This is a genomic window from Actinomycetospora sp. NBC_00405 (genome assembly GCF_036044095.1).
Lineage (GTDB): Bacteria > Actinomycetota > Actinomycetes > Mycobacteriales > Pseudonocardiaceae > Actinomycetospora > Actinomycetospora callitridis.
In genome coordinates, this window is the sequence record NZ_CP107938.1 from 1,499,981 (window position 1) to 1,520,045 (window position 20,065).

General features: G+C 74.0%; 23 protein-coding genes. 12 read left to right on the plus strand and 11 right to left on the minus strand.

All coding sequences use genetic code 11. The annotated features are described in order from the left end of the window. Positions 1 to 20: 20 nt before the first annotated feature. The 7 genes from OG774_RS07385 to OG774_RS07415 all read left to right on the plus strand — a co-directional run bounded on the left by OG774_RS07385 (position 21) and on the right by OG774_RS07415 (position 4,942). Positions 21 to 587 carry a TetR/AcrR family transcriptional regulator gene (locus tag OG774_RS07385; RefSeq protein ID WP_328308112.1) on the plus strand — a complete coding sequence of 189 codons (567 nt, stop codon included), beginning with the start codon at positions 21 to 23 and terminating at the stop codon, positions 585 to 587. A gap of 77 nt (positions 588 to 664) precedes the next feature. Beyond that, positions 665 to 1,084, plus strand: coding sequence for a nuclear transport factor 2 family protein (locus tag OG774_RS07390; RefSeq protein WP_328308113.1), 420 nt, complete (start codon positions 665 to 667; stop codon positions 1,082 to 1,084). Then, a complete protein-coding gene (locus tag OG774_RS07395) occupies positions 1,081 to 1,773 on the plus strand; it encodes a hypothetical protein (protein ID WP_328308115.1) in 693 nt (230 codons plus the stop codon). The genes OG774_RS07390 and OG774_RS07395 overlap by 4 nt, the downstream gene beginning before the upstream one ends. Beyond that, positions 1,770 to 2,162 (plus strand): hypothetical protein, encoded by a 393-nt coding sequence (locus OG774_RS07400; RefSeq protein WP_328308116.1) that lies wholly within the window; start codon positions 1,770 to 1,772, stop codon positions 2,160 to 2,162. The genes OG774_RS07395 and OG774_RS07400 overlap by 4 nt, the downstream gene beginning before the upstream one ends. Continuing rightward, complete coding sequence (locus tag OG774_RS07405; protein ID WP_328308117.1) at positions 2,159 to 2,569, plus strand: NUDIX domain-containing protein; 411 nt, start codon at positions 2,159 to 2,161, stop codon at positions 2,567 to 2,569. The genes OG774_RS07400 and OG774_RS07405 overlap by 4 nt, the downstream gene beginning before the upstream one ends. Then, positions 2,566 to 2,973: an ester cyclase gene (locus tag OG774_RS07410; protein ID WP_328308119.1), complete on the plus strand. Its 408-nt coding sequence runs from the start codon at positions 2,566 to 2,568 to the stop codon at positions 2,971 to 2,973. The genes OG774_RS07405 and OG774_RS07410 overlap by 4 nt, the downstream gene beginning before the upstream one ends. A gap of 28 nt (positions 2,974 to 3,001) precedes the next feature. Continuing rightward, complete coding sequence (locus tag OG774_RS07415; protein ID WP_328308121.1) at positions 3,002 to 4,942, plus strand: acetoacetate--CoA ligase; 1,941 nt, start codon at positions 3,002 to 3,004, stop codon at positions 4,940 to 4,942. A 6-nt stretch (positions 4,943 to 4,948) separates the two neighbouring features. Here OG774_RS07415 and OG774_RS07420 read toward each other — a convergent pair whose 3' ends face one another. Then, positions 4,949 to 6,022 (minus strand): SDR family oxidoreductase, encoded by a 1,074-nt coding sequence (locus OG774_RS07420; protein ID WP_328308122.1) that lies wholly within the window; start codon positions 6,020 to 6,022, stop codon positions 4,949 to 4,951. Positions 6,023 to 6,094: 72 nt separating this feature from the next. Continuing rightward, positions 6,095 to 7,150 (minus strand): aliphatic aldoxime dehydratase, encoded by a 1,056-nt coding sequence (gene oxdA, locus OG774_RS07425; RefSeq protein WP_328308124.1) that lies wholly within the window; start codon positions 7,148 to 7,150, stop codon positions 6,095 to 6,097. 220 nt (positions 7,151 to 7,370) lie between these two features. Between oxdA and OG774_RS07430 the strand changes: the two genes are divergently transcribed. Then, positions 7,371 to 8,261: a DUF2188 domain-containing protein gene (locus OG774_RS07430; protein WP_328308126.1), complete on the plus strand. Its 891-nt coding sequence runs from the start codon at positions 7,371 to 7,373 to the stop codon at positions 8,259 to 8,261. A gap of 65 nt (positions 8,262 to 8,326) precedes the next feature. On the opposite strand, the gene OG774_RS07435 is transcribed toward OG774_RS07430, so the two are convergent. Together OG774_RS07435 and OG774_RS07440 are read right to left on the minus strand one after the other, a co-directional pair. Continuing rightward, a complete protein-coding gene (locus OG774_RS07435) occupies positions 8,327 to 8,482 on the minus strand; it encodes a DUF6131 family protein (RefSeq protein ID WP_274187030.1) in 156 nt (51 codons plus the stop codon). 154 nt (positions 8,483 to 8,636) lie between these two features. Further along, on the minus strand, positions 8,637 to 9,482 hold the full coding sequence (locus tag OG774_RS07440; protein ID WP_328310842.1) for a helix-turn-helix transcriptional regulator: 846 nt from the start codon (positions 9,480 to 9,482) through the stop codon (positions 8,637 to 8,639). A 104-nt stretch (positions 9,483 to 9,586) separates the two neighbouring features. Here OG774_RS07440 and OG774_RS07445 point away from each other — a divergent pair, with 104 nt between their 5' ends. Together OG774_RS07445 and OG774_RS07450 are read left to right on the plus strand one after the other, a co-directional pair. Beyond that, the gene (locus tag OG774_RS07445) at positions 9,587 to 10,594 is read left to right on the plus strand and encodes an aldo/keto reductase (RefSeq protein WP_442873956.1); all 1,008 of its coding nucleotides are present in this window, start codon (positions 9,587 to 9,589) and stop codon (positions 10,592 to 10,594) included. Positions 10,595 to 10,828: 234 nt separating this feature from the next. Next, a complete protein-coding gene (locus OG774_RS07450) occupies positions 10,829 to 11,845 on the plus strand; it encodes a DivIVA domain-containing protein (protein ID WP_328308131.1) in 1,017 nt (338 codons plus the stop codon). A 3-nt stretch (positions 11,846 to 11,848) separates the two neighbouring features. Here the strand turns inward: OG774_RS07450 and OG774_RS07455 are convergent, their stop codons facing one another. Together OG774_RS07455 and OG774_RS07460 are read right to left on the minus strand one after the other, a co-directional pair. Further along, complete coding sequence (locus OG774_RS07455; RefSeq protein ID WP_328308133.1) at positions 11,849 to 12,529, minus strand: LysR substrate-binding domain-containing protein; 681 nt, start codon at positions 12,527 to 12,529, stop codon at positions 11,849 to 11,851. A gap of 106 nt (positions 12,530 to 12,635) precedes the next feature. Continuing rightward, positions 12,636 to 13,031 (minus strand): RidA family protein, encoded by a 396-nt coding sequence (locus OG774_RS07460; protein ID WP_328308135.1) that lies wholly within the window; start codon positions 13,029 to 13,031, stop codon positions 12,636 to 12,638. A 107-nt stretch (positions 13,032 to 13,138) separates the two neighbouring features. Here OG774_RS07460 and OG774_RS07465 point away from each other — a divergent pair, with 107 nt between their 5' ends. Next, the gene (locus OG774_RS07465) at positions 13,139 to 14,107 is read left to right on the plus strand and encodes a helix-turn-helix transcriptional regulator (RefSeq protein WP_328308138.1); all 969 of its coding nucleotides are present in this window, start codon (positions 13,139 to 13,141) and stop codon (positions 14,105 to 14,107) included. Here the strand turns inward: OG774_RS07465 and OG774_RS07470 are convergent. The 4 genes from OG774_RS07470 to OG774_RS07485 all read right to left on the minus strand — a co-directional run bounded on the left by OG774_RS07470 (position 14,095) and on the right by OG774_RS07485 (position 17,292). After that, positions 14,095 to 14,262: a hypothetical protein gene (locus tag OG774_RS07470; protein WP_328308140.1), complete on the minus strand. Its 168-nt coding sequence runs from the start codon at positions 14,260 to 14,262 to the stop codon at positions 14,095 to 14,097. The two genes, OG774_RS07465 and OG774_RS07470, sit on opposite strands and share 13 nt — an antisense overlap. A gap of 136 nt (positions 14,263 to 14,398) precedes the next feature. Continuing rightward, positions 14,399 to 15,757, minus strand: coding sequence for an APC family permease (locus OG774_RS07475; RefSeq protein ID WP_328308142.1), 1,359 nt, complete (start codon positions 15,755 to 15,757; stop codon positions 14,399 to 14,401). A 61-nt stretch (positions 15,758 to 15,818) separates the two neighbouring features. Beyond that, positions 15,819 to 17,018, minus strand: a complete 1,200-nt coding sequence (gene serA, locus OG774_RS07480; RefSeq protein WP_328308144.1) for a phosphoglycerate dehydrogenase — start codon at positions 17,016 to 17,018, stop codon at positions 15,819 to 15,821. Between the two features lie 67 nt (positions 17,019 to 17,085). Next, entirely contained in the window at positions 17,086 to 17,292 is a 207-nt protein-coding gene (locus OG774_RS07485; RefSeq protein WP_328308146.1) for a hypothetical protein, read from the minus strand. Positions 17,293 to 17,571: 279 nt separating this feature from the next. Between OG774_RS07485 and OG774_RS07490 the strand changes: the two genes are divergently transcribed. Next, the gene (locus tag OG774_RS07490) at positions 17,572 to 18,246 is read left to right on the plus strand and encodes a GAP family protein (RefSeq protein ID WP_328308148.1); all 675 of its coding nucleotides are present in this window, start codon (positions 17,572 to 17,574) and stop codon (positions 18,244 to 18,246) included. Between the two features lie 22 nt (positions 18,247 to 18,268). Here the strand turns inward: OG774_RS07490 and OG774_RS07495 are convergent, their stop codons facing one another. Then, positions 18,269 to 19,795: a transposase gene (locus OG774_RS07495; RefSeq protein WP_328303196.1), complete on the minus strand. Its 1,527-nt coding sequence runs from the start codon at positions 19,793 to 19,795 to the stop codon at positions 18,269 to 18,271. Between the last annotated feature and the right edge of the window lie 270 nt (positions 19,796 to 20,065).

Here is a 20,065-nt window from a genome sequence, read left to right on the forward strand (position 1 = left end):
GCCGCGCGGAACGTCATCCGGTGGGCGGCATCCTGGACGCCGCCCGGGAGCTGGTGCTCGGCGAGGGCCTGCGTGCCGCGACGGTCGACCGCATCGTCGTGGCGAGCGGGGCGCCGAAGGGCTCGATCTACCACCGCTTCGGGACGGTGGACGACCTGCTGGCCACGATGTGGCTGCGGGCGGTCCGGGCGTCGCAGGCCCGGTTCCTCGCCTCGCTGGAGGGCGAGGACGCGGTCACGGTCGGCGTCGCGGCCGCCCTGAGCCTCTACGACTTCGCCCGCGAGGAGCCCGACGACGCGGCCCTGCTGATCCTCCTCCGCCAGCAGGACGTCGGGCGGCACCTGCGCGACGAGGAGCTCTCCCGGCAGCTCGCGACGGTGAACTCCCCGCTCGAGCGCGGGCTGGAGGACCTCGCGACCCGCCTCCACGGCCGGGCGACCCGCGCCGCGGTCGAGCAGACGGTCCTCGCCGTCGTCGACCTCCCCCTGGGAGCGATCCGCCGCCATCTCCTCGTCCGGCGGCCGCCGCCCCCGGATCTCCGGGAGCCGCTCGGGCGCGCGGTGCGGGCGGCTCTGCAGCCCGCGTGACGACCTCGGCCGCACGGGGTGCCGATCAATTAGACGATATGGTCTACTAACTCGGTCGGACACGAGGGGGGTCCCCGATGTCGGAGCGACCGGACGTGGTGCGCCGGCTCTTCGCGGCCGTGGAGGCCGGGGACCTGCCGGCGCTGCTCGACTGCTACGGCGACGGGATCGAGATCCGCGAGGCGCCGTCGCTGCCGTACGGAGGGGTGTACCGCGGCCGGCGCGGGGCGCGCGACCACGCCGAGGCGTTCGTCCGGGCGTGGGGTCCCTACCGAGGTCGGCGGGAGCCGCTCGGGGCGAGCTTCGGGGAGACCGACGACGGGCGGGTCGTTGCGGTGTTCCGGCACCACGCCGTCGACCAGGCACGGGGGCGGCGGCTCGACGAGGACGAGGTCGGGATCTACGACGTCCGCGACGGGGTGGTCGTGCGATCGACGATGCTGCACGCCGATCCCGAGCGGCTCGCCCGGTTCCTCGCGGAGGGGAGCGGGCGATGACGGGACGGGTGCGCTGGGGACCGTGGGCGGGCGTCCTGCTGTGCCTGTGCTGGGCCCCGATGGCGGTGGCGGTCCCGAGGTTCCCCGACCTCCGGTCCGCGGGCACGGTGGTCGGCTACTGGTCCACCGACCTGGCCACGATGCAGGTCGTGGCGCTCTCGGTGAGCGTGGGCTACCTCTTCCTGCTCGTCTTCCTGGGCGCGCTCGCGGAACGGCTCGGCGCCGACGTCCGCGTCCGCGCGTGGTCCTGGACGGCGGTCGGCGCGGCGTGGATGTTCACGACGGCGCTGAACGTGGCGATCGGCCTGGTCCTGGCCGCCGGCCTGGTGGCGGGTGTCGATCCGGCGAGCGCCTACGCCCTGCACGTCGGCGGGTTCGTGCTCGCTGCACCGGCCGCGTTCGCCGGGGTCGCGTTCTTCCTGGCCGTCGCCGTCGTGGCGTTCGCCTCCGACGTCCTGCCCCGGTGGTCGGGGTGGATCGCGGTCGTCGGGGTGGTCGCCAACGTCGGCGCGGTCGGCGGCGTCGGCACGCTCACGGGCCCGTGGAACTCGGGCAACGGGATCCTCGGCGGGATCGCCGCACCGCTCGGCCTGTTCGTCGTGTGGATCCTGGCGATCAGCGTGTGGTGGCTGCGGGAGCCGGACGACCGGTCCCCGGCTCCCGCGGTGGCCGAGAGGGCGCGGTCATGACGCGCGACCGGCGACCCCGTGACACCGACGTCCTGGCGGCGATCTTCGCGGCGGCCGGCGTGGCCCACTTCGCGGTGCCGACCGTCCTCCAACCCGTCGTCCCCCCGTGGATGGCCGCGTGGGCGCGGCCCGCCGTGGCCGTCTCGGGTGCCGCCGAGCTGGCCGTCAGCGCGGCCCTGCTCCACCCCGCGACCCGGCGGCGGGGCGCACAGGGTGCCGCCGGCCTCATCGCGGTCTTCCTCGTCACCCACGTCGACGCGGCGCTGCGGACCCGGCCGGATCGCGGGCGCTGGATCGAACGCCCCACCGGAGTGACGCTGCGACTGATCAGCAACACGGCGTTCGTGGCCTGGGCCCTGAGGGTGGCCCGGTCCGCGGATCCGCGATGATGCCCGAGGGCGAGCGACACGTCGTCGTCGCCGCGGCGCTCGTGGACCACCGCGGCGTCCTGCTGTGCCACCGCCGGCCGGACCGGCGGTGGTACCCCGACGTGTGGGACCTGCCCGGAGGGCACGTCAACCCGGACGAGACGGCCCGGGCGGCCGTGGACCGCGAGTGCCGCGAGGAGCTCGGCGTCCGGCTCCTGGACGCGACGGGGGTCCCCGTGAGCACCGGCGACCCGCTCGTCGAGCTGACGCTGTTCACCGTGCGCGCATGGGTCGGGGTGCCAGCCAACAGCGCCCCCGAGGAGCACGACCGCATCGCCTGGTTCACGCGCGCGGACCTCGACACCGCGCGCCTCGCCAGTGATCGCTACCGTCCCCTGCTCGCGGAAGCGATGGAGCCGACACGATGACCGACGACCTCGAGGCCCGCTACCACGCCTACCTGGCCGTCCTCAACGAACGGCGCCTCGACGACCTCGTGCACTTCGTCCAGGAGCGCCTGACCTACAACGACGAGGAGATCACCGGGGGCGGCTACCGCGACATGATCGCCGCCGACATCGCCGCCGTGCCCGACCTCGTGTTCGACCCGCACCTCGTGGTCGTCTCCGGAGACCGGGTGGCGTGCCGCCTCGTCTTCCGGTGCACGCCCCGCGAGGAGTTCCTCGGGTTCACGCCGGACGGCGGGCAGGTCGCCTTCGCGGAGCACGTCTTCTACCGGTTCGACGAGGGCCGCATCGCCGCGGTGACCTCGCTGATCGATCGCTGGTCGATCGCGACCCAGCTCCGGGACCGCGCGCGACCCTCGCGGTGACGCACCCACCACGGCACCATCTCCGAGCATGAGCGCTCCCGGGGAACCGACGCTGATGCGACCGGCGGGCCCGGTGGACGGGACCGGGCTCGGGGCCTACCTCGAGCACCTGTCGTCGACGCGCGGCCTGGAGTTCGACGACCACCGGGACCTCTGGCGCTGGTCGGTGGCCGAGCCCGAGGCGTTCTGGGCGTCGATCTGGGACCACTACGGGGTTCCGGGGAGCTACGAGCGGGTGCTCGGCTCGTCGTCGGTGCCCGGCGCGCAATGGTTCCCGGGAACCCGCGTCAACTACGCCGCCCACATGATGGGCACCGAGGCCGACACCGACCGCACCGCGATCATCGCCCGCTCCCAGACGCGCGGGCCGCGGGAGCTCACGTTCGGCGAGCTGCGCGAGCAGGTGGGACGCGCCCGCGCCGGCCTGCAGCGCCTCGGGGTGGGGCGGGGCGACCGGGTCGTCGGGTACCTGCCGCACGTCCCGGAGACGATCGTGGCGTTCCTGGCGGCGGCGAGCCTCGGGGCCGTCTGGGCGGCGTGCGCGCCGGAGTTCGGTGCCCGCAGCGTCGTCGACCGGCTCGGCCAGCTCGAGCCGACGGTGCTGCTCGCCGTCGCGTCGTACCGGTACGGGAGCAAGGAGATCGACCAGCGCGACGAGCTGGCCACGATCCGCGAGGGGCTGCCGAGCGTCCGGCACGTCGTCGGCCTGGACTACGGGCCGCACCCCGTGCCCGACGCGATGGCCTGGGACGAGCTGCTCGCCGAGCCCGGGGAGCCGTCCTTCGACGAGGTCCCGTTCGACCACCCGCTCTACGTGCTGTTCTCCTCGGGCACCACCGGGCTGCCGAAGGCGATCGTCCACGGCCACGGCGGCATCCTGCTCGAGCACCTGCGGCTGTTCGGCCTGCACTTCGACATCCGCCCCGGCGACCGGACGCTGTGGTTCACCACCACCGCCTGGGCGATGTGGAACATCACCATCTCGGTGCTGCTGCACCGCGGCGCCGTCGTGCTGCTCGACGGCAACCCGCTGTGGCCGGACCTCGAGGCGCAGTGGCGGCTCGCGGCGGAGACGGGCGTCGCGCTGCTCGGCGCCAGCCCCGGGTACCTCACGGCCTGCCGCAAGGAGGGCGTCGTCCCGCCGCGGTGGCCGGAGCTCCGCCAGCTGGGGACCACGGGGGCGCCGCTGCCGCCGGAGGCGTTCGACTGGGTCTACGAGCACCTCGGGCCCGACCTCATCCTCAACCCCTTCAGCGGGGGCACCGACGTGTGCAGCGGCTTCGTCGGCGGCGGGACCTGGCAACCCGTCTACCGCGGGGAGATGTCCGGCCCGGGGATCGGCCACGACGTCGCCGCGTTCGACGAGGACGGCCACCCGGTGGTCGGGCAGCTGGGCGAGCTCGTGGTGAGGGCGCCGATGCCGTCGATGCCGGTCGGGTTCTGGAACGACCCGGTCGGCGAGCGCTACCGCGAGGCCTACTTCGACACCTACCCGGGCGTCTGGCGCCACGGGGACTGGGTGCGGTTCACCGACCGCGGCAGCTGCGTGATCACCGGCCGGTCGGACGCGACGCTGAACCGTGGCGGCGTGCGGCTGGGCACCGCCGAGTTCTACGACGTCGTCGAGGACATGGCGGAGGTCGCCGACTCCCTGGTCGTGCACCTCGAGGACGACGAGGGCGGTTCGGGCGAGCTGCTGCTGTTCGTCGCCCTCGTGCCCGGTGCCGAGCTGGACGACGACCTGCGCGCCCGGATCGCGAGCGGGCTGCGCCGCCACCTGTCCCCGCGCCACGTCCCGGACCTGATCGCCGCCGTCCCGGCCGTGCCGCGGACCCTGACCGGCAAGAAGCTCGAACGTCCGGTCAAGCAGGTGCTGCGCGGCCGTCCGGTCGAGGAGGTGATCAGCCCCGACGCGGTGAGCGGGGCGGACGCCGTGCCGGCCTTCCGGGACGCCTACCGGCGACGGTGATCGCGCTCAGGCCGGGACGACCCGCTCGTCGCGGAGACGGTCGAAGACGCGGGCGAACGCGTCGAGGGTGCGCACGTAGCCGGTGAAGCCCGCGAGACGCGACTTGGTCATGTCGGTGACGCACTCGACATCGCGACCCAGGTCGCCGTCGGTGTGCCAGAAGGACGCGACGCGGTCGAGCTGCGACTCACGCAGGCCCTCGCGCTCGGCGATCCGCTCCCACACCGGCGCCATGCCCTCCGTCTGCTGCTCGAGCGGGACGACCTCCCCGTCGAAGCCCTCCGGGGTGACGTCCAGGAGCTCGGCGAGCCGGGGCCACATCCAGCGCCAGCGGAAGACGTCGCCGTTGACGGTGTTGAAGGGCTCGTCCCGCGCGCCGGGCGTCGTGGCCGCCCACGTCATCTGGTCGGCGAGCTGGCCGGCGTCGGTCATGTCGGTGAGCCCGTGCCACTGCTGGGCGGAGCCCGGGAAGCGGAAGGGGCGGCCGGTCTCGCGGCAGAGCGCCGCGTAGGCCGCGAGGGTGGAGGCGATGTTCATCGCGTTGCCCACCGCGTAGCCGATCATGGTGTGGGCGCGGTGCACGCTCCAGCCGAACCCGTGCCGCCCGGCGGCGGCGATGAGCTCGTCCTCCTGGGCGTAGTAGAAGTTGGGCGCGTCCCGCCGCGGGGTGTCCTCGGTGAACGGCGTCTCCGGGAGGTCGACCTGCCCGTAGGCCTCGAACGGGCCGAGGTAGTGCTTCATCCCGGTCACGAGCGCGACGTGCTCGACGGTGCCGTCGGCGCAGGCGGCGTCCAGGACGTCGCGGACCATGGCGCCGTTGACGCGGATGTTCTCGTCCTCGGTCTCCTGCCGCGCCCAGGCGGTGAGGAAGACCGAGGTGGGCTTCGTCCCCTGCAGCGTCGTCCGCAGCGCCTCCGGGTCGGTGAGGTCGGCGTGCAGCGGCTCGACGCCGTCCACCGGGGACGTGCCCCGGCGCGCCAGACCGAGCGTGTGGCTCTCCTGGGGACCGAGTTGCTCGGCCAGCGCGTGACCGGCGATCCCGGTCACGCCGACGACGAGCGGGCGGGTCAGGCTGGACATCGCACTCCTCAGGTGGGGGTCACCGAAGGGTGCGCACTCACCGGTTCGTCCAATCCGTGACGGCGACCTCGGTCAGGCGGGAGCCGGCACGGCGTCGCGCAGCAGGCCGGTGGCGGGGTGGCAGTTGACGTACTCGTAGTACTGCTCGCCGGCGTCGAACACCGAGACCTCGTGGTAGAGCCGCAGGGTCGGGAGCCGTTTCGCCGTGCTGACGAACGCGACGAAGACCCGCAGGTGGCTGGGGTGGGTCTCGGCCCACTGCTCGAGACGGTCGAGCGAGCGCCAGTGGGAGATGGCGTAGGTCTTGTCGATCGGCACGCCGTCGAGGTCGACGGACCGGACGTAGCGGTTGCTGTAGCAGCCGAGGCGGTGCCCGCGGTCGCGCAGGAAGTCCATGGCCGCCCGCAGCGCCGGCTCGATCTCGGTCAGGTACAGCTCGCGCTCGTCGGGCTCCGCGTCCGGCCACTCCTGGCCGGAGCGGATCAGGGCCACGTTGTCGTGGCCCCGGACGATCACACGGCCGCCGCGCGCCGGGTCGCCCTCCGCCGACAGCTCCCCCGCCGGGCGCATCCGGTCGGTCTGGGAGAGCGGGATGCGGTCGCGCATCGAGCCCCAGTAGGCGTGCTCCTCGACCTCGTCGCTGACGCCGTCCATCACCCCGCCGACGCCGGGGAGGCGGTCGGTGAACGGGTAGAGCGTCTCGAACTGGTCGACCCGCGGGGAGGCGATCTCGCGGAAGAACCCGACGTTCGCGGTGAGCCGGTCGTCCGAGTCCCACCACCCGGCGACCTCGGGCCGCGCGAGCCAGCGCCCGTAGGTGTCGGGGTCGCGCCAGTAGCCGACCGCGACGAGGTTGTCGTAGCCCGCCGCGTCCTCGTGGTGGGTCGTGTCCCAGGCGCCCGGGCCGTCGTCGCACCCGAACCCGTCGACGATGTGGCGCAGGGCCGCGAGCGCCTCGGCCCGGTGCTCCTCGCCGCGGAACTGCACGCCGAAGTAGCCCATCACCACCTGCGTGAGGTCCTCGGCGCCGCGCGCGACCCACACCGGGAACGGCGGCCGGTAGTCCTCCCCCGCCCGGCGCGAGAACGTGCGCGGGCACTGCAGGTGGGTGTCGATCGCGGATTCCACGCGCGCCTCCCGGGGCGGTCCGTGCGGGGCGGGGGACGGTCGCCATCTCACCATCGATCGACCGGGACGCGACCACAGAACGGTCGCGACAACGGCGGCGCCCGGCCCGACGCGGACGTACGGTGAGTCCAGGGTCACCAGGTGATCCGGTGACGAAGGGGCCTGCCCGTTCGTCCTGCGGGCAGTCCCCTGTCGTACCCCCTTCTTGAGGAGCCCGCCCGTGTCCGATCGTCACGTCAAGCCCACCGACGACGGCTGGGCCGTCGAGAGGCCCGACGCCCAGCGTCCGAGCGCCAAGACCCCGACCCAGGCCGAGGCCGTGAAGCGGGCCGTCGAGATCGTCGCCAACGACGGCGGCGGCGAGGTCGTCGTGCACGGCACCGACGGCAAGGTCCGGGAGTCCCGCACCGTCGCGTCGGACGCCCAGGACACGGCCCGCACCGCGGCCGCCCTCGCCGCGAGCGCGGCGGGCGAAGGCGCGCGCACGACCGCCTCGACCGCCGCCGCCGAGGTCTCCGACACCGCCGAGGACGTCGCCGACGACGCGTCGGTGACCGCGAAGAAGGTGGCCGGCCACACCCGCACCGGGGCCGAGCACGCCGGCGCCACCGCCGACGCCGCCGCCTCCGGGATCGGCGAGCAGGTCGACGCCGTCAGCCGCGGCGAGAAGAGCCTCGAGGCCGCCGCCGACGACGCCGCGACCATCGCGGAGACCGCCGGCGCGCAGATCACCGATCAGGTCGACCGCACCGGTCGTGAGGTCGCCGGTGAGACCCGCGCCGCGGGCCGCCGCGCCGCCGCCCGCGTGGGCGCCACCGCCCGCGAGGCCGGTGACCAGCTCGTGTCGGGCGCCGACCGCGCCGCCACCATCGGTGCGGGCGTCGACGAGCAGGCCGAGACGGCGGCCGACCGCATCGGCAAGCAGATCCACGCCGTCACGGAGTCGGCCGCCGCGCCGCTCGACGAGCTCGCGAAGGCGCTCAACCCGGTGCGCATCGCCGGCCGCGTGATCGGCGTGGTGGCCGCGGGCGGCCTGTCCCTCGTGGGCCGCGGCGCGTCCCGCGGCACCGCCGCCGCCCAGCGCGGAGCGCGCACGGTCGCGCCGCGCTGACGGACCCCGAGCCGGCCCGCCGCCGGGCGCCGACAGGCCGTCGGCGCCCGGCGGGCGGACCGGGGTCAGAAGTACGTCTTGCGGCCCCCGACCCCGCGTCCCACCGCACCCAGGATCGTGAGGATCAGGCCGACGACGGCCAGGATGATGCCGATCGTGTAGAGGATCGGGATGCTGAGCACGTAGCCCAGGATGATCAGGATGACACCGAGGATGATCACGAGCGGTTGCTCCTCACGCGGGCACCGGTGCCCGCAGTAGTCGATTCGTCACGCGCTGAGGCAGCCCGTGCCGCGGATGGGACCACAGCGACGGCTCCGGAGCGTCGAGGCGCACCGACGTCATCCGGGTGTTCAGCCGGGTGTGTCGCCGGGATCACGACCGGGTCGGGTGCAGCTCCTGGGTGCCGATGACACGCAGCAGGTCGAACTTCTCCCGCGCGTCGGTGCCCTCGGTGGGGAAGAGCACGAGCAGCGCAAGGTCGGACTCCGGGGTGAGCAGGACCTCGCAGGTCACCGCGACGAGGCCGACCTCGGGGTGGTGGAACCGCTTGCGGTCGGCGCGACGCTCGGCGACCTCGTGGCGCTCCCACAGCGTCGCGAACTCCGCGCTCGCCGCGCGGAGGTCGGTCACCAGCGAGGTCACGTCCGCGTCCCCGCCCCGTCGCGACCACACCGCCCGCAGGTCGCGCACGTGCGACGCCGACAGGCCCGCCCGGTCCTCGGGCGGGCACATCGCGCGCAACGACGGATCGGTGAACCAGCGCCAGGCCCCGTTGTTGGCGCGCCCCGGCTCCGGCGCGAGCGGGCCCGTCAGGGCGTCGGCGAGCCGGTTCTGCCAGAGGACCTCGGTGAGGTCGCTGAGCACCAGCACGGGCACCTCGATGAGGTGGTCGACGAGGCGCATCAGGCCCGGGGGGACGTGCCGGCCGGCGCGGCGCGGGGGCGGGGTGTGGCCCGCGAGGTGGAACAGGTGGTCGCGCTCGTCGACCTCGCAGCGCAGCGCCCGGGCCACCGCCGCCACGACCGACGCGGACGGGTGCGGCCCGCGGGCCTGCTCGAGGCGCGTGTAGTAGTCCGCCGACACCCCGGCGATCGCCGCGACCTCCTCCCGGCGCAGCCCCGGCGTGCGGCGCCGCGCTCCCGGCGGCAGCCCCACGTCGGCCGGGCGGAGGAGCTCGCGGCGCCGACGCAGGAAGTCGGCGAGCCCGGCGCGGTCGATCACGTCCCCCAGCATCGACGCCCGGGGCGTGCCCAGCCAGGGTCGACCGCTCCCTGGATGGGTCGACCCTGCCCGTCCGCGCTCCGGCGACGCACGGTGGAGCCATGACGACCTCCCCCGAGCACTCCCCCGCACGGCGCCGCCTCGGCCGCACCGGCCCGCAGGTCACCTCGCCCGGCCTCGGCGCCATGGGCCTCTCCGGCGCGTACGGCGCCGTCGACGACGACGAGGGCCTCCGCGTCGTGCACGCGTACCTCGACGCCGGCGGCACCCTGATCGACACCGGCGACTTCTACGGCAGCGGCCACAACGAGGCGCTGATCGGGCGGGCGCTGCGGGGCCGTGACCGCGACGACGTCGTGCTCTCGGTGAAGTTCGGCGCCCGGCGCGGCCCCGACGGCACGCTGCAGGGCGTCGACGCCCACCCCGCGGCGCTGCGGAACTTCCTCACCTACTCGCTGCAGCGCCTCGGCGTCGACCACGTCGACGTCTACCGGCCCGCCCGTCTCGACCCGGCCGTGCCCATCGAGGACACCGTCGGTGCGATCGCCGAGCTCGTCGAGCAGGGCTGGGTGCGCCACGTCGGGCTCTCCGAGGTCGGGGCGGCGACGATCCGGCGGGCCGCGGCGGTGACCCCGATCAGCGACCTGCAGATCGAGTACTCCCTGCTCCAGCGCGACCTCGAGGACGAGATCCTGCCGACCTGCCGCGAGCTCGGCGTGGGGATCACCGCGTACGGGGTCCTCTCGCGCGGCCTCATCGGCGGCAGCGGGTCGCTCGAGGGCGGCCGTCGCATCACGCCCCGCTTCGCCGACGGCAACCGCCAGCACAACGAGGCCCTGGTGGCCAGGTTGACGGAGACGGCCGAGCGCCGCGGCGCCACGGTCGCGCAGCTGGCCCTGGCGTGGGTGGCCGCCCGCGGCGACGACATCGTGCCGGTGGTCGGCGCACGGCGGGTCGCGCAGGTGGCGACGATGCTCGAGCCCGTCACCCTGTCCGCCGAGGAGGCGACGGAGCTGGCCGCGCTGATCCCGCGCGGCGCCGTCGCCGGCGAGCGGTACCCGGCGTTCGCGATGGCCGACCTGGACAGCGAGCGTCGGACCACCGCCTGACCTCGCGGCCCGGCTCATGGTGCCGCTCACAGCGCCTCGAGTGTGCCGTGGCGGCACGGCCTCTCCTGGACCGGTGCACGCCACCGGGAGGACCAGATGACCGTCACACCGCAGCTCTGACCGGCCTCGTTCCCCGACCGTGACCGGTGTTTGCGCCCATCGGCCCTACCCCGCCTCCGGCCCCCGGACGAGGCTCGACACACATCCGTGCTGGGGGCGAACAGGGAGGACGCGATGGGTGACGAGGGCGCGGCCGGGAACGGGGCAGCCGCGGGGACGGGAGCCCCGGCGAAGGACCGGCGGATCCCGTGGTGGGGCGTCGGCTTCGACGTGGTGCGCCGGGGCTACGACCGCGACCAGGTGGAGGCGGCCCTCGACCGCGCCCAGGCCGACCTGCGGGTGATGACCGCCGACCGCGATGCGATGGTGCGCGCCGAGGAGCAGGCGCGCGCGGAGCTCCGCGAGGCCCGGACCGACATCGACCGGATGGTGTCCCGGCCCCTCTCCCTCGACGGGGCGTCCACCCGGCTGCAGCACCTGCTGCGGCTCGCGCAGGAGGAGGCGGACGAGGTCCGCGAGCAGGCGGCCGCCGACGCCGGGGCGGTCGCCGAGCGGATCCGCGAGCGCGCCCGGGCGACCGAGGCGGAGGCCCTCGCGCGCGCCGACCGCATCGTCGCCGACGCCGACGGCCGGAGCCGCGCCCGCCTGACCCACGCCACCGAGCAGGCCGCGTTGATCGTCGCCGAGGCCGAGAAGCAGGCCCGGGCCCTGCGCCGTGACGCCGAACGCGCCCGCGACGACGCCGAGCGCCAGCACGAGGAGCTCGTCGCGGAGCAGCGAGAGCTGGTGGAGCGGACCCGCGTCGAGGTCACGCGGCTGGAGGACGAGGCGGCGACCGACCGCCGGCGACGGGACGAGGACGCGCAGACCCGCCGGCACCGCATCGAGGAGGACGTCGAGACCGCCCTGACCGCGCGTCGGGCGGAGGCGGCCGCGGCCCTGGCCGACGCCGAGGACCGGCGCCGTCGGGCGGAGGAGCGCGCCCGTGCGGCCGAGCAGGAGGCGGCCACCCGGGTCGACGCCGCCACCGCGGCGGTAGGCGCCCTCGAGGAACGCCGTCGCCGGGCCGCCGCCCAGCTCGGCGAGCTCAAGCGGGCGCTCGACCGGCACGCCCTCGACGAGCCCGCGGGCGACGACCCGGGGAGCCCCCCGGTCCTCGTGTCCGCCGGCGGTGACCAGGGCGTGGCCTGACCGTCAGACCTGGGCCTGCTCGCGGGTGTGGGCGACGAACGTCGTCGCCGCCGGGCCGAGGGTGTCGTCGCGCCGGAGCACGAGGTAGAGGCAGCGTTCGATCGGGTCGCCCTCGATCCGCGCGGTGCGGACGTCGCTGCGGGCGTGACGCTCCAGCGCCCACGAGCTGACGACGCCGACGCCCTCACCGGCGGCCACGGCCTCGATCACGCCCTCGTTCGTGTCCCGGATGACCCACTCCTGATCGGAGATCAGCGGCGTGCCCCGTGCGGCGAGAGCGTCGGTGAACGAGCGGCGCGTGCCGGAGCCCTCCTCGCGCTCGACCAGCGGCGTCGCGGCGAGCTGCGCCACGCTGATCGGCGCCGAGGTGTCCAGCGCGTGCCCACGCGGCACCGCGAGCACGATCTCGTCGGCGGCGACGACCTCGGCGTCCAGGTCGTCGCCGTCGGGCTCGGCGCCCGCGAACCCCACCTCCGCGCTGCCGTCGCGCAGCGCCGCGAACACCCCCGCCGAGTCCGTCACCACGGTGTCGACCACCACCTCGGGGTGATCGGTGGTGAAGGTCTCGACGAGGTCGGGCACGAGGAACTCGCCCGGGATGCTGCTCGCGGACACGGCCACCGCGGTGGCCGAGGCGTATGGGTCGTCGTCGACGGGGTCGGCGATGTCGTCGGGGGCGGTCATGCGGTCCTCCTGGGGGTCGTGCGGCACGTCGTCGCGCCGCGGCACGGGTGACGGCGTACCCACCATCGCCGCACCGATCGCACCCGTCGCACCCCCGATCGTCACCTCATGCGACGGCGGTCCCCTCGAGCTCGACCATCTGGCCGGGGATCGCCAGCCGCGTCACGCCGAGCATCGTGGTGGTCGGCGCCGCCCCGGCGGCGCCCAGCCGCGACGCGAGTACGCCGTAGTGCTGGAGGAGCAGGTCGACGTCGGTGGTGTAGACGGTGAGCCGGACGAGATCCGCCGCCGACATGCCGGCCTCGCCGAGCACGGCCTCCAGGTTGTCCAGGCTCAGGGCCAGCTGCGCCGCGAGGTCGCCGTCGTGCCGGGGCTCGCCCTCGCTGCTCATCGCCGTCTGCCCCGAGCAGTACAGGGTCCGGGTGTGCCCGGCGACCAGCTCACCCTGGTTGAACCCCATCGCCAGCGACCACGTCACCGGGTTCACCGCCGTCCGCTCCATCGCTCCACCAGCTCCGATCCCGTTCGTCGCGTCCCCTCGGACGCCGTGCGAGCACCTTCGCGACGAAGTACGACACCTCGTGTCGTGATTTCGCCTACGGTCTCGGTGTGCGCGCCGACCGGTTGATCTCCCTGGTGCTGCTGCTGCGCAGGCGCGGTCGGTCGACGGCCGAGACGCTGGCCCGCGAGCTGGACGTCTCCACCCGCACGGTGCTGCGCGACATCGAGGCGCTCTCCGCCGCCGGTGTGCCGGTCTACGCCGAGCGCGGCCGCCACGGCGGCTTCGCACTGCTGCCCGGCTACCGCACCGAGCTCACCGGGCTGCACCACGACGAGGCCCTGGCCCTGCTGACGGCGGGGTCGGGGCGCGGTGAGCAGATGGTGGGCCTCGGGCCTGCGCTCGCGTCAGCGATGCGCAAGGTGGTCGACGGGATGCCCGACGGGCACCGGGACACCGCCGGTGACGCGGCCCGGCGCATCCTCGTCGACCCGGAGACCGACCTGCTCTCACGCCGCCTGGTCGCCGACGAGGTGCCGGGCACGACGATGGGCGAGGTCCGGCGCGCGGTGGTCGCCGGACGCCGCCTGCGCCTGCACTACGCGGCCCCGGACGAGGCGCCGCGCTGGCGCACGGTGGACCCGATCGGCCTCGTCACCGTGCGGGACAAGGGCTACCTGCTGGCCACGAGGTCCGGCGCGGACCGGACCTACCGGCTGTCGCGGATCCTCGCCGCCCGGGAGCTCCCCGAGCCGGCGCAGCGCCCGCAGGAGGTCGACCTGGACCGGTTCTGGCGGGAGCGGTGCGCGCAGTTCCTGGCCGGCAGCGAGCACCTCGTCGTGCAGGTCCGGCTGGACCCCGCCCGGCGGGAGGAGCTGCTGGGCACCGCGCTCGCCGTCCGCGCGGAGGGAGCCGACCCCGACGGCCGGCGGTGCCTGGAGGTGACGTTCCAGGACGCCCGCCACGCCGAATGGGCCCTGTGGCAGCTCGGTGCCGACGCCGAGGCCGTGACCCCGCCGTCGTTGCGGGCCGCGCTGCACCACCGCGCCGCCGCGATGGCCGAGCGCTACGCGGTCTGACGCGCGGGCGTCGCCGAGCTCGTCGGTCCAAGGGCGGCGAGCTCGAGGAGCACCTCGTCCTCGCCCAGGGCAGCAGCGCGGTCTACGCCGTCCACCGGCGCAGCGGCGCGTTCCACGAGCTCGACGTGGTGCCGGGCCAGGTGCTCGCCGTGCACCCCGACCTCGCGACCCTGCTGATGACCGCCGTCGGCACCCGGAGCTGACCCGGCCCGGTCCCACTCCGGCCCGGTGGGTGGAGCCCGACGACCTCGCCACGAGGACGCCGACGTACGTGCAGGGAGCGCGCTGGCGTCAGGACGCCGGCGTCGTCTCCTGGGGTCCCTGCTCCACACGGCGCCTGCCGACGAGGGCGAGCAGGAACAGCACCGTGCCCACCACGACGAAGGCGCCGCCGAGCAGCCAGATCTCGAGCGACTGCTGGGTGAGGAGCACGATGCTCGCGATGATCGCGAGGACCGGGACGACGGAGGGCACCCGGAAGTGCTCGTGCGCCACCTCGTCGCGCTTGAGCACGAGGCACGAGACGTTCGTCGAGATGAACACGAACAGCAGGAGCAGCACGGTGGTGTCGGCCAGCGTGCTGATGGTGCCGACGAAGCTCATGCCGATCGTGGCCGCGCCGACGACGACGATGGCCACCCAGGGCGTGCGCCGGGTCGAGGCGACGTGGCCGAACACCGACGGCAGCAGGCCGGCCTCGGCGAGCCCGTAGGTCGCGCGGCTGGCCATGACCATGAACAGCAGCGCGCCGTTGGCGATGGCGACCAGCGCGACCAGCGAGAACAGCCACCCGGGGATCGGCAGCCCGGACGCGGTGATCACCTCGAGCAGCGGGCCGGTGGACGTCGCCAGGACGTTCGGTTCCACCACGATCGCGGCCCCGAGCGCGATCAGGAGGTAGACGAGGCCGGCCGTCGCGACCGCCCCGAACAGTGCGCGGGGGTAGGCCCGGCCCGGTCGCTTGACCTCCTCGGCCATGTTCGCCGCCGCCTCGAAGCCGAGGAAGGAGAAGAACGCGACCACCGAGGCGGCGAACCCGCCGACGAGCAGCGGCTGGTCCGGCGAGGGGGTGAGGACGCGCGACGGGTCGCCGCCGCCGCTGCCGAACACGATGGCCGCCACGACGATCACCAGCACGAGCCCGCTGGTCTCGATGATCGTCGCGACCGCGTTGGCGGCCAGGGACTCCCGGACGCCGCGGAGGTTGATGGCGGTCAGGAGCAGCAGGAACACGACCGTCACCGGGACGACCGGCAGGTCGACCAACGCCGCGAGGTAGTCGCCGGAGAACGCGTTCGCCAGCAGGGCCGCGGTGACGATGCCGGAGGAGAGCATGAAGAAGCCGACGAGGAAGGTGAGGAAGGGCGTCTTGTACGCCCGCTCCGCGTACCGCGCGGCGCCCCCGGCGTGCGGGTACTTGCTGATCATCTCGGCGTAGGTCCCGGCCGTCAGGAGCGCCACGACCAGGGCGATCACCAGCGGCAGCCACAGCACGCCGCCGACGTCCTCGGCCATCGTCCCGACGAGCGTGTAGATGCCCGCGCCCAGCGTGTCCCCGACGATGAAGAAGAAGAGCAGCACCGTGCCGACGGTGCGTGCGAGCTTGGTGTCCTCATCCGCCGAGACGGCCGTCTCTCCCCCGTCACTCATACGAGGCATGGTCGCTCAGACGGCGCCGGTTCGCGGGTCGGGCGGCACCGAGGTCAGGGCGTCAGGACGTCCAGGTGCGCAGCCACACCGTGTGCGGGGAGCGGCGCAGCTCGGCGAGCGTGTCCTCGGGGACGGGGCTGTCGGTGTCGGTGAGCACGTAGCCGCGCTCGCCGCGGGTCGAGAGCGCCTGGCTGACCACGTTCACCCCGCTGTCGAGCAGGACCTGGTTGATCCCGGCCAGCACGCCCGGCGTGTTGGTGTGCAGGTAGCCCATGCGCGACGCCGTCGGCGCCGCCGGCAGCGCCACCTCGGGGAGGTTCACCGAGAGGGCGGTGACGCCGGTGCCGGTGAACTGCAGGAGCTTGGTGGAGACGAAGCCGCCGATCTCCTCCTGCGCCTCCTGGGTGGACCCGCCCACGTGCGGGGTCAGGATCACGTTGTCGAGTCCGCGCAACGGCGACTCGAAGACGTCGCCCTGGGCCTTGGGCTCGATGGGGAACACGTCGATCGCCGCCCCGGCGATGTGACCCGAGAGCAGGTTCTCCCGCAACGACTCGTCGTCGATCACCATGCCGCGCGAGGCGTTGATGAAGATCGACCGCGGCTTCATCAACGCGAACTGCTCCGCGCCGAACAGACCCGCGTTCCCCGGGCGCCCGTCGACGTGCAGGCTCACGATGTCGGCCTCGGCCAGCAACGCCTCCAGCGACTCGACCTTGCGGGCATTGCCGTGCGCGAGCCGGTCGGCGGTGTCGAAGAAAATCACCCGCAGCCCCACCGCCTCGGCGATGTTCGACAGCTGGGTGCCGATGTTGCCGTACCCCACGATCCCCAGGGTCCGGCCGCGGAACTCGTGGCTGCCGCGCGCCGACTTGTCCCACACACCCTCGTGCATCCGCGCGTTCTTCTCCGGCAGCCGCCGGACCAGCGCGATGATCTCCCCGAGGACCAGCTCGACCACGCTGCGGGTGTTGGAGAACGGGGCGTTGAACACCGCCACCCCCCGCTCGGCCGCCGTACCCAGGTCGACCTGGTTGGTGCCGATGCAGAAACATCCCACAGCCAGCAGGTCCTTGCCGGCCTCGAGCACGTCAGGGGTGATCGTGGTGTTCGACCGGATCCCCAGCACCGACACCCCGGACAGGGCATCGGCCAGCTCGGGCCCGCTCATCGCGCCCGAACGCGCGTCGACGTCGACACCCTGGGCACGGAACGCATCCGCGGCCACAGGGTGGATGTTCTCCAGGAGCAGGGCTTTCACGCCGCGAGCGTAGGCCCGGGCGCGGAGGGTCGGGTGGGACGGCCGGGCGGAGCGGGCTCCGGCGACGTCAGCGGGGGACCTCGCGCATCGAGACCACGCGCAGCCCGAGCGACTGGAAGCGGGCGAGGATGCCGTGGAGGTGGGCCTCGTCCACGACCTCGCCGTGCATGACGGTCTCGGGTACCGCCTCGGCCACCTCGAGCTCGTCGAACTCGCCCGCGACGTCGTCGGAGAGCCGACCCTGGACGCGGAACTCGTAGCGGCCGCTCGACATGTCCGGCCTCCCTGGGCTCGCTGCCATCGAGGGAGACGATGGCGGTGGCGTGTGCGGGTGCGCCTCCTCCGACGGGGATGAGCCGGGACGACGGGGCGGTGCCGCGACGTCGCGACGCGGCGGGCGGAGGGACGCCGCCGACCTCGACCGGCCCGGCCGCGCAGCGCGAGGTCACCCGCGGGGGGTGAGGCGCCACCATCGTCGGCACCCGACGCTCTGACGTGCCTCGACCTCGCCGATCGCGCCGTCGCGTCGGGATCCTCGAGAAGGGAACCGACCATGGGTAGCGCGATCGGCGCCGTCCTCCCGCTCGCCCTCGGGGTGGCCCTGAGCCCGATCCCGATCATCGCGGTCGTGCTCATGCTGGCGACCCCGCGCGGCGGGGTGAACGGACCGTCGTTCCTGCTCGGCTGGCTGGTCGGCCTCTCCGTGGTCGGCACGATCGTCCTGCTCGTCTCCGGAGGTACCGACGGGAGCGACGGGAGCGCGCCGGCCACCTGGGTCGGCGTCGTGAGCCTCCTGCTCGGGGTGGCGCTGATCGTGCTCGCGGGGCTGCAGTGGCGCCGCCGCCCCCGCGGCGGAACCGCGGCGCTCCCCGGCTGGATGGCGAGCATCGACCGCTTCAGCCCCCTGAAGTCGGCGGGCCTGGGCCTCGCGCTCTCCGCGGCGAACCCGAAGAACCTGCTCATCACGGTGGGTGCCGCGGCGGCCATCGCCCAGACCGGCGTCTCCACGGGCGGGCAGGCGGTCGCCCTCGGGCTGTTCGTGCTCCTCGGCACCCTCGGGCCGGGCGTCCCGCTCGCGATCTACCTCGGCCTCGGCGCACGGTCGCAGCGGATCCTGGAACGCCTGCGCGGCTGGATGGCCGCCCACAACACCGCGATCATGTGCGTGCTGCTGGTGGTCATCGGGCTGAAGCTCCTCGGGGACGGCATCTCGGCCCTCGTCGGCTGATTCCCTATCGGGGATCGGGGTGTCAAGGAGCCTTGCGCGTGGTGGTGGGCCGGCGTGAGGATCCGTGGTGGGGAAGGTCGCCTCGTTTGTCGACGCCGCGTGCGTTTGACCGTTCATGTCCTGCGAGGACTTGCTGAGGGGCCTTCCCCGCCTTCGTCTTGGGGGGCTGGTGCTTGCGGCTGCGGCGGCGGGCGCGGACCTCGGTGGAGACGGTCCACCGCTCGGCGATGATGGTCTTGGCCCGCTCGGGGTTCACCGGGGTGCCGTCGGTGTCGCAGACGACGTAGGGCATCCGGCGGCGCATGACCGTCCAAGCCCGTTCGGCCAGGGCAGCGGCGACCACACAGAGCGCTTTGGTGTGTTCGGCGCCGCGCTCGACGACCTGGGTGTAGTAGATCCTTGCCAGCTGGGGGTCCTGCTTGCGGGCGTGGTCGGCGGCGCGGACCAGGGTGGTGCGCAGCAGCGCCGGGCCGGCCTTGCTCATGGGCTGGCCCTTGCGGTCGGTCTCGCCGGTCTCCGAGGCCCGCGGGGCGAGCCCGGTGAAGGACTTGAAGTGACGGGCCGACGGGAAGCGATCGGCCCGTCCCATGATCGCGGCCAGGGCCGGGCCACCGACGGCGGCCAGGCCGGGCAGGCTGCGGGCCAGCTGGCCGGGATCGGCCCACCGATAGGCCTCCTCGCGCGCCTGGGCGTGACCGGCGAGCTCGGCCTGGGTCGCGCGTAGCAGTCGCACCTCGCTGGCGACCTCGGCGGCCAGATCGGTGAACGGCATGGCCGGGTAGGCCCGGTAGAGCTCGACCGCCTCGGTCGCCGCCGCCCGCCAGGCCGCAGCCCGCTCGGCGCCCTGATGGCCGTGCGAGGCCTTCACGATCACGGCGGTGAGCCGGGCCGGCCCGGCCCGCAGCAACACGCGGGGGTCGGCGAAGCGCTCGAGCACGGCCAGATCGGCGACGCCGAGATCGCCGGTCAGCGCAGTGGCCGGCATCAGCTGGCGGGCCAGGTCCTTGATCCGCACCTTGTGCTCGGTGGCGGCCCGGGTCAACCGATCTGTGGCCCGCACCCGCCGGTCCAGCGCTGCGGCCTCGACCCCGGGCAACTCCACCGGCGCCAGCCCCTGTAAGGCGACCAGCGGCAGCCGGGCCAGGGTGTCGGCATCGATGCCGTTGCTCTTGGCGTGCCGGGACAGGAACCGCCGCAGGTCCGCGGCCTTGGCGCTCGAGACTCGGTAGACGGTGTGGCCGCGGCCGGTGAAGAACACCGCCACCGGTAACCACGCCGGTCCGGTCGGCTCGATCACCACCTCCAACCGCGTTCCCGCCTCGGCCCCGGCCAGCGCCGCGGACTCGACCCGAGCGAATTCCTCGACCGTCGGCGCACAACGACGCCGACACACCTGCTGACCCTCGCCGTCGAGCACCCGCACCGTGTGCGCGCTCGCGATCCCCAGATCGATCCCGACCAGCCGTCGACCCACGCTGCCCCACTCCTTCGTCGTCGCTGACATCAGCTCCGACCAGGCCCGGATCGGGCGGCGTGTCTGCTCGGCCACGGTCCCCAAAGGCGGCGTGCGCGTCCTGACGACGGCTCCCACTCATGTGCTGCAACCAGGCCCGACCTCGACCGGCATCGGCCTACTTCCCTCATCCGGGACACCGTGGCCAGGCCAGCGGTGGCAATCAGCCGAACAAGGCCCGAACGACCCTCAGATCGCCCGCCCTCAGAGGCACCTCATCGCCACCCACCGGACCAGCCGGGATGCGCATGCAACCCTGCAAGCCCGAGCTGATCAACGCCCGGAGCGCTTTACATGAGTCACGGA